An 8,091-nucleotide genomic window follows, 5' to 3' on the forward strand; every position below is an offset into this window, starting at 1 on the left:
ATACCACAGTTGCATGCCTCTGGGTGGGTCGACCACCAGAGGCATGCAACCGTGTCGCCTGGCCGGGGCTGCGGTCAGGCGGCGGGCTTCTGGAAGGTCCAGCAGCCGGCCCACGCGCGCTTCGGATCGTGCTCGGACTCGAAGCGCCCGCACTGCGCGCACGCCGGCCCCCACGTCTCGGGAGCGGGAACCGGCTCGGCGACATAGACCGGGGCGGCGGACCACGGGAAGCCGCGCGGCGCGAAGCGGACAGTGGCATCGGGCATCAACAGGGCCCAGCCGTCGGGCCAGTCGATCGGGCCGGGGCGCGTCGCGTCCGCCACCGCGCGGCGGACCCCGGCGGCCGACCACACCTGTGGGGCCCGGTCGTGGCCGGTGACCCGGTAGGCGTCGGCGGTCACCTGGCTCGCCGGATCCGTGATGATCACCCCGGACTCGCGGTCGGGCGTAAAGGTGACCACCGAATGGCGCCGCGACTGCCGATAGTGGATCGTGCCGTCCTCCAGCACGCTGGCCTCGCTGCACGGCAGGTGCCTGATGCAGCTGCCCAGGAACCGGCGCACCTCGTCCCCGGTGCCGGCCGCGCCCCAGCCGAGCCCCCGGGAGTCGTATCCGCCGTCGCCCGTGGCGATCGTCTCGGCGTACTTCGCGGACATGGGCAGGTTGCTCAGCAGGCGGTGCGTCTCCGGCAGGGGCGTCCCCTTCTGCCATCCGATCGGCCCGAGAACGGTGAGGCGCGCGCCGGGGAGGGGCTGGTTGGGCTGGGGGGCGGGCTGCTGCGGGGTCACGGTGGTGCCTCCTGGAGTGAGTGTGTGGGGTCGTCGGCGCGAGGGTGCGCCTCGCCCGGCTGCGTGCCGGTGCGGGGGGCGCCGGGCGCCCCGGACGGCATGCCGGCCGTCCTGCCGGGCGCCCGGCGGTTCGTGAGTGACGCGGGCTTACGGCTGGCAGTCCACGCAGTTGCAGTTCGGGTTCTCGGTGTGGAAGGCGCGCGTCCAGCCCTTCGCACCGAGCGCCCGGTTGGCGCGCAGGATGTCAACGCCGGTGCGCCGGTAGGTGTCGATGTGGGCCTGCGCGGCCTCGATGCCGGGTTCGATGTGCTCGAACTCGCTGTGGATGGTTCCGTCGCCCATCCAGAGGGTCCACTCCAGCACGCCGAGCGGATGCGTGTGGACGTCGACGGCGAGAGGTCCGATGTGCCAGCGCCAGACGGCGTCGTTGGTGCCGAGCGTCAGGTACGGAGGGGTGGTGATCGCGTCGGTGGGGTTCATCGTCGGCTCGCTTTCTGGGGCGGCGGGATCGAGTGGCCAGGAGGGGCGCCAACCCCTCTCGACATAAAGAACTATACCACATCTGAATGCCGCTCGGGGGCAGGGTTTGCCCGTCCATGCGTCATGTGGAGTTGCTCGCTGCGCGGAGGGCGGTTCGGCGGGCCATCCGGTCGCGCTGGAGCTGGCCGAATGAGCGGTCGCCCTGGCGCTTGAGCAGCCTGGGAATCCGGTTGGCGGCCATTCCGACCCTGACCGTGTCGGGATCGACGGCCAGCCGGTCATCCTCGGCCTGGTCGCGGTACCCGGCGGCTTCCAGTGCCTCCGTGGTCGGAAAGACGTCGGCGTGTCGCTGGCGGGTGAGGTCGATCAGGTGGTCCTCCTTCCCGCCGAGACTCGGCGTGTACTCGAAGTTGGCGGGCTTGTCGGGGTCCACGATGCGCCTCATCCGGTCGATGGCCTTCGTGTACGCGTAGAACGACGTGCGGGGCGCGGAGCGGCAGATGCGCATCCACGCTGCGGTGTAGGCGTCGCTGTGGAAGTCGCCGGCGTCGTGGATGCGCACGACCGCGCCGACGAACTTCGGCTTCCTGAGCTCGGCGATCATCCACTGCTCCCACTCCCGCGGGGTCTCCTCCACCATCTGCAGGTTGAGCACGTGGGCCCTGGTGACCCCGGGAAACCGGAGGTAGGAGCTTTGCGGGTCGCGGGCGTAGCAGAGCCTCGTAATCACTGCTTAGTTGACGTGTCTCTTTACTGTGAGCCACAGAGTACTGGGACGGTCAAACTCTCTTGCACTCTTGCATGTCTCATAACTAGGCTCCGAGCCATGCACTTGATCTTCTTCAAGCCCAACCAGTGGGAGTCGTGGGATCTTGGCCGCCGCCCCCTGATCCCGGAGGGCATGCCTGTACTGGTCGATGACGACCTGGAGTTCGAGGCGTCCGGAGCCCTCCGCCCGGCCGCCGTGGCGAACCTGTGGCTGAGAGAACTTCCGGTCAGCGGCGCGCCCGCACAGAAGACCTGGAAGTCGTACGCGCAGGCGCTCAGGAGCTGGCTGGAGTTCCTGGCGGCGGCAGGCGTCGATCCGTTCGGCGACCGGGAGGAGGTCCGCAAGGCCCTCAGCTCGTTCTCGGAGTTCCGGTTCTCCGGGCCGCTGGAGTCCCGGTGGGACCCCGGGACGTGGAACACCAACATCAACGCGGTGGCCAGGTTCTACCAGTGGGCCGTTGACCAGGAGTATTGCGCCAGCGTCCCGTTCACCTACACCACCGTGCGCCGCGAGACCGATGCCGGCGTGAGGACGACGACGCGCAACACCGCGACGGTGCGGAAGGCCAAGCCCCATGTGACAGTGAAGTACCTGGAGGCCGACTACTGGCAGTTGTTCATCCGGGCGCTTGCCGGCCTCGGCCCCGATGGGGAGCCGGACGGCTTCCGGGGCCGCAACCTGGGCCGCAACAGTGCGATGGGCGCGCTGGTGAAGTCGGGCGGCCAGCGTGCACAGGAGTTCACGCACCTGCTGACGTACGAGCTGCCGACGCTGCCCGCACGCCGAAGCGATGTCCCGGTCCGGTTCCCGCTGGCCGCACAGATCACCAAGGGCAAGAAACCCCGTGAGACATGGGCGAGTTGGGATTCCCTGGCCGACATGTGGCAGTACATCGAGCTCGACCGGGCCGCGATCACGGACGGGCGCGAGTACCGGCCGGACCCGCGCCTGGGCAAGCCGCTGCACGTCACGGCCCCGGACTGGGAGGGCGGCAAGGTCAACGGCCGCCGGGTGTCCTGGCGGAAGCTGACGCTGAGCGAGCGGCTGCGGCTGGTCACCCCGGAGGGGACGCCGGCGATCATCGCCCTCCAGTCGGACGGCACCCCGTTCACCGACTGGGCGACGACGTTCCGCCGCACGTCAGAGCGCATCCGCCGGGACTACCAGCCCCGGTTCCCGACCGTAGGACCGCACGTCATCCGTCACACCATGGCCATGGCGACGCTGGAACTGCTGGTCAAGGGCTACTACCAGCAGGCCGCCGCGCTGGTCGCCAAGACCGGCGAGGACGCCGCGCTGGCCCTGTACCTGACGAAGGCGGACCCGCTGCTGGTCCTGCGCGACCTGTTGGGCCACTCCAGCGTGACCACGACGGAGATCTACATCCAGCGTCTGGACGTCCAGCGGATCTACCAGGACCTCTACACGGCGGCCGGACGCGAGAACGACCTGGCCATGGCCGAGGCCGCCGCCGAGTTCGACAGCGAGGAGGACGAACTGTGGTGACCCGCGTCGAACACGACCCGCTGCGGATCGAGTTCACGTTCCCGGACGGTGACAGCTGGACGGCGAACCTGGCGGGGAGCGCGAACCCCCGGCTGACCGAGGATCTGGCGCACGGCCTGGTGCAGATGGTCCACCCGCTGGGTTCCATCTCCCGCCGTCGCAGTGCCGAGCAGTACTCCTCGTCCATCCGCCGGATGGTGGCCGAGCTGTCCGCCGAGGGATTCCGCGGCGGTGTCGGCGACCTGACCAAGGCCAGGATGCTCCGGTACTGGATGGCGTCGACCGGTGTGCGGGTGGAACGGACTCGGATGCTGCTGCGGGGCTGCGGCGCCAACGTGGAGCCGGAGTTGCGGGCCTACCTGGAGGGGCGGGTGGTCAAGAGGACCCGCCAGCAGGGCACCTACCAGCCCTACACCGAGGACCAGTGGCGGGCGATCGAGTCCGGGCTTCGGTCCCGGGTGGTCGACCTCCTGGCCGCCCAGCGCGAGGCTCTGGAGCTGGCCGCGCTCGGGCCCAACGACGCCAACCTGGGGCGCAACAGGCAGAACTTTGCCTGGCTGCTGCTGGAACACGGTCCGTTGAAGGTCGCGGGTGTCGCTGAGGTGCTGGGGCTGACCGTCGACTACTTCCGCGACGGGATCAGCTCGGATTTCTTTGCCGTGCGGAAGGCCCTGTTCCCGGGCATCCATGGCGCGTACGCGGCGCGAACGCTCTTCGGTGTCTACAGCGGGGTGGTCCCGGACGGCGTGCGCGACCTGGGGCTGGATGACTTCACGTGGGCCGGTGAGCGCACGGTGCTGATGGACTATGTCAAGCGTCGGCGGGGCCCGGAGTCGACCACTCTGCCGGCCCGGGCGGTTCGGCTGCTGGAGCGCTGGCTGGAGCTGTCGGCTCCGTCACGGCGCTTCGCCCCGGAGGAGGCCGCCGAGGACCTTTGGATTTACACGGACCCCGCGGCCCGCTCCGGGGCCCTCGACAAGCGGTTGCCCGTCGTGTCGACACGTCTGTCCACGAAGGCCGGTGCGAAAGCCCGCCGCCGGCTGTCCGAGGGCCTCGCCCTGTGGGGGGAGGACGGCCGCCTGGTCCTGCTGCACGCGGGTCGTATCCGCGTCACCTACCAGAACTCGCTGGCGCGCAAGGGCTGGACCGGCCGCACCCGGATCGACCCGAACCACACGGCGGCGGTGGAGGGCAGCCACTACGTGTCGGCCACGACCCCGGCCCAGCAGGAGTCGGTGGAGGCCATCATCGAGGACGCCCAGGCCGACGTCCTGCGGCGGGCCCGCCCGCCGATCGTGCTGAGCGACGAGCAGGCGGCCGACTTCGCGTCCGGCTGGCCGGAGGAGGCCGCACGGCTGGGCATGGACGAGAGCACCTGGGCCGAGCTGCTGGCCGGAGAGATGGACGTGTTCACCGCCGCGTGCTCGAACCAGCTCGCGGGCGTTCACGGCCCTGAGGGCAAGCCGTGCCCGGCCCGTCCGTGGGTGTGCCTGCTGTGTCCGCTGGCGGTGTTCACGCCCCGGCACGCGCCCAACCTGCTGCGACTGAAGGCGTACTTCGCGCGCCAGTCGCGGCAGATGACCGTCGACCAGTTCCTGGCGGTCTTCGGCCCGTACGCCGACCGGCTGGACCACGAGATCCTGCCCCGGTTCGGGGCCCACGTCCTTCAGGCGGCCTCCGGTGAGGTCGCCGACACCGATGCCGAACTGCCCTTGCGTCCCGAGGAGGGGAGCCTGTGATGACTGCTGCCGATGCCCTGACCGTAGAGGTGCCCTCCGGCCCGATCCCGGCTGTCTGGGCCGCCGCGTCGCCGTTCGCGGGCCTGGACGTGTGCGAGGCGGCCGGCTGGGAGGTGCTGCCGGACGCTCCGAGGCCGAGGTTCGACGAGGACCTGTGGGATCTGAGAGGGGTGAAGGGCTACTCCAGGAGCGTGCGGTCCAACGTGAAGGTGCTGGACTTCACGGGGATCGTGAATCCGGCGTTCCGGCTGACCGCGAAGGAGTACATCTTCGCGCTCATCGTCCCGCGTCACGAGCAGGTCCTGCCCCTTCCGGACGCGGTCCGCGAGCCCATCAAGCCCTCGTCCGCGTTCAACTACGCCGTGCAGGCCGTCCGGTGGATGGAGTTCCTGACCGCGCAGGGGCTGAGCCGTCTGGACCAGGTACTGCAGGAGCACTGCGACGTCTACCTGGACATACGTCGCCAGCGCAAGCAGCCTGCCCGCGGGACGGGTCCGATCGAGCCCGGCACGCTGATGACCGTCCTCCACCCGGTGGTCTACCTGACCTACTACCGCGACCTGTTCACCGCCGACTCCTACCGGCCCGGTTTCAGGCCGTGGAACGGCCGGTCGCTGTCGGACATCGTGGGCCTCAAGCCGTTCGCGGGCAACTCCACTCCGGCGGTGCCGGAAGAGGTGTTCCAGCCCACGGTCGCCGCGTCCCTCTACCTGGTGGAGACACTGGGACCCCTGGTGGCCGAGGAGTTCGACGCCTACATGCAGGCCCGTGAGTCCCGTACTCACTCAACGCTCTGGAAGATGGTCCCGCTTGCACGCAAGGCACTCACGACGGTCGTGGACCGGTATGTGACGGACGGCTCCCCCTTGCCGGAATGCGAGGACACGGTGGTCCGCAAGCGGCTGGCCCACGGGGGCTGGGCGGCGGACGATCCGCTGGTACGGCTGAACACCGACCGGCTGATCAGCGCGGCTGACTGCACGGGCACCTCCCTCTCGCGGGGCCAGGTCGAGGAGGTCCGGCCGATGCTGGAGGCTGCGGTCGAGCGGGTCGGAACGGCCGGTGAGTACGGGCGTGGGGCGGCTCTGGTGGGTCGCCACGACGATCCGGGGCAGCTGGTGCCGTGGACGCTGCCGGTCACCGGGCTGGAGCTGCGGGGGCTGCAGTTCGTGGTGCTGGCGGCCTGCCGGACGCTGGTGGCAGCGGTGGCCGGGATGCGGGCCAGTGAGCTCGACGAGCTGACCGCCGTCTCCCCGCTGCCGCCGACCACCGTGCCGGGCGGCACCCAGCGGTTCCGGCTGGCCGGCACGCTCGTCAAGGGCCAGGAGATGGGCGGGGTGCCGGAGGAGTGGGTGGTCCTGGAGCCCGCCTGGCAGGCCGTCCAGCTCGCGGCCCGTCTGAGCCGGGCCAGCGGCCAGGACCCGGTGTTCCCCAACTCCCAGCAGGGCTTCCTCCACCAGCGCCTGCGCGAGTGGGTGAACAGTCCGGCCGGACAGCGTCTGGGCCTGGCGCCGATCCCGGAGGGCCCGGTCAACGGCCGGATGCTGCGGCAGACCCTCGCACTCACGCTCGCCCACCGCCCGGGCGGCCTGCTGGCGGCGAAGATCCACCTCAAGCACGTGTCCGTGGTGACCACCGAGGGATACGCGCACCGCCCCGGCGGCTCCCAGGCCAACCTCCTCGCCGAGGTCGAGAGGGCCGAGAAGGACCACCGCCTGAAGCTGACCGCCGAAGCGTTCGAGGACTACCGGGCCGGACGTCTTCCGGCCGGGCCCGGCGCCCGGGACCTGATCAAGGCGTTCGAGCACATCGACGCCGCCTTGACGGACCACGATCCGGGGAACGCGTCGGTGATCGACAACGAGCGGCGTATGGAGATGATGCTGCGGCAGCAGTCGAAGCACCTGCACCTCCAGGCGGCGAACTACTGCTGGTTCCGCGACCCGGCCAAGGCCCTGTGCCTGAAGCTGGCCGGGACACCGGACGCGAAGCGCCCGCTGGCGGGGATGTGTGACTCGGCCCGCTGCCCGCAGGCCACCCACCACCCCTGCCACCTGCCGGTATGGCAGAGTCAGGCCGCCAACCACAAGGTGTTCCTCGCCAACCCGCGCTTCCCCAAGGGTGAGAAGACCCGGCTGCTGCCGGAGCTGGAGCGGGCCCAGCGGGTGGTGGACGAGATCATCACGGCCCGCGCGGCCGGCGGAGGGGAGTGAGATGGCCAGGATCAGCGACGAGACCCGGGCCCGCAACGAGGAGGCGATCCGCGCGGCGATGGACCGGCTCCTGCGCGGCGAGCTTCCGCCCGGCGGCCGGGCCGACCTGAAGACCCTGGCCTCCGAGGCCGGGGTGACCCGCACCGGCTTCTACCCGAAGAAGAACCGCGACGGGACCACACGGCCCGGCCCCTACCAGCACCTCGCCGAGGAGTTCGAACGGCGCCTCAAAGCCCTCCAGGACGCCGGGGAGATCCCTGACCCCAGGGACGGGCAGATCGCCCGTCTCAAGGCCAGCAACGCCGAACTGCGCGAGCGCCTGGCCCGCCGGGACGCGACGATCATGGAGCTGACCGAGTTCCAGACCCTCGCGCTGTCGCGCCTCGCCGCCCAGCACGACGAGATCACGCGCCTGCGCAAGGCCCTGGAACACCCGGAGAACATCACAACCCTGCCCGTGCGGGCGCGGGTCGCCCGGGGCACGCACGGGCAGTAGCGGGGGTTCGCCTGAGCGAATGCGGTCTGGCGGCGCGGGTGGGGGGGGCGGGCGCCCGGGGCCCGCGCCCGCGCGAAGGTGCGGGCGCGCCGGGCCCCGG

7 protein-coding genes are annotated in these 8,091 nt (G+C 70.6%); 4 read left to right on the forward strand and 3 right to left on the reverse strand.

The window, feature by feature from the left end; translation table 11 throughout:
- Positions 1–74 precede the first annotated feature (74 nt).
- From ACFWXO_RS31015 to ACFWXO_RS31025, 3 genes are all read right to left on the reverse strand, one after another.
- Positions 75–788 carry a hypothetical protein gene (locus ACFWXO_RS31015; protein ID WP_380527796.1) on the reverse strand — a complete coding sequence of 238 codons (714 nt, stop codon included), beginning with the start codon at positions 786–788 and terminating at the stop codon, positions 75–77.
- 147 nt (positions 789–935) lie between these two features.
- Positions 936–1,268 (reverse strand): hypothetical protein, encoded by a 333-nt coding sequence (locus ACFWXO_RS31020; protein WP_380527799.1) that lies wholly within the window; start codon positions 1,266–1,268, stop codon positions 936–938.
- Between the two features lie 121 nt (positions 1,269–1,389).
- Complete coding sequence (locus ACFWXO_RS31025; RefSeq protein WP_380527801.1) at positions 1,390–1,998, reverse strand: hypothetical protein; 609 nt, start codon at positions 1,996–1,998, stop codon at positions 1,390–1,392.
- Between the two features lie 96 nt (positions 1,999–2,094).
- Between ACFWXO_RS31025 and ACFWXO_RS31030 the strand changes: the two genes are divergently transcribed.
- Genes ACFWXO_RS31030 through ACFWXO_RS31045 form a run of 4 tightly spaced genes read left to right on the forward strand, consistent with a single transcriptional unit; the run spans position 2,095 to position 7,991 of the window.
- The gene (locus ACFWXO_RS31030; protein ID WP_380527803.1) at positions 2,095–3,543 is read left to right on the forward strand and encodes a site-specific integrase; all 1,449 of its coding nucleotides are present in this window, start codon (positions 2,095–2,097) and stop codon (positions 3,541–3,543) included.
- A complete protein-coding gene (locus ACFWXO_RS31035; protein WP_380527805.1) occupies positions 3,540–5,282 on the forward strand; it encodes a hypothetical protein in 1,743 nt (580 codons plus the stop codon). The genes ACFWXO_RS31030 and ACFWXO_RS31035 overlap by 4 nt, the downstream gene beginning before the upstream one ends.
- Positions 5,282–7,495, forward strand: a complete 2,214-nt coding sequence (locus ACFWXO_RS31040; RefSeq protein ID WP_380527807.1) for a hypothetical protein — start codon at positions 5,282–5,284, stop codon at positions 7,493–7,495. The genes ACFWXO_RS31035 and ACFWXO_RS31040 overlap by 1 nt, the downstream gene beginning before the upstream one ends.
- 1 nt (position 7,496) lies before the next feature.
- A complete protein-coding gene (locus ACFWXO_RS31045; protein WP_380527809.1) occupies positions 7,497–7,991 on the forward strand; it encodes a hypothetical protein in 495 nt (164 codons plus the stop codon).
- Positions 7,992–8,091 lie beyond the last annotated feature (100 nt).

Origin of the sequence: Kitasatospora sp. NPDC059088 (assembly GCF_042738155.1) — a bacterium.
Lineage (GTDB): Bacteria > Actinomycetota > Actinomycetes > Streptomycetales > Streptomycetaceae > Kitasatospora.

Excerpts from the sequence above, each read along its gene's own strand:
- ACFWXO_RS31020 (WP_380527799.1), bottom strand. The coding sequence starts at position 1,268 with ATGAACCCCACCGACGCGATCACCACCCCTCCGTACCTGACGCTCGGC.
- ACFWXO_RS31030 (WP_380527803.1), top strand. The coding sequence starts at position 2,095 with ATGCACTTGATCTTCTTCAAGCCCAACCAGTGGGAGTCGTGGGATCTT.
- ACFWXO_RS31040 (WP_380527807.1), top strand. The coding sequence starts at position 5,282 with ATGACTGCTGCCGATGCCCTGACCGTAGAGGTGCCCTCCGGCCCGATC.
- ACFWXO_RS31045 (WP_380527809.1), top strand. The coding sequence starts at position 7,497 with ATGGCCAGGATCAGCGACGAGACCCGGGCCCGCAACGAGGAGGCGATC.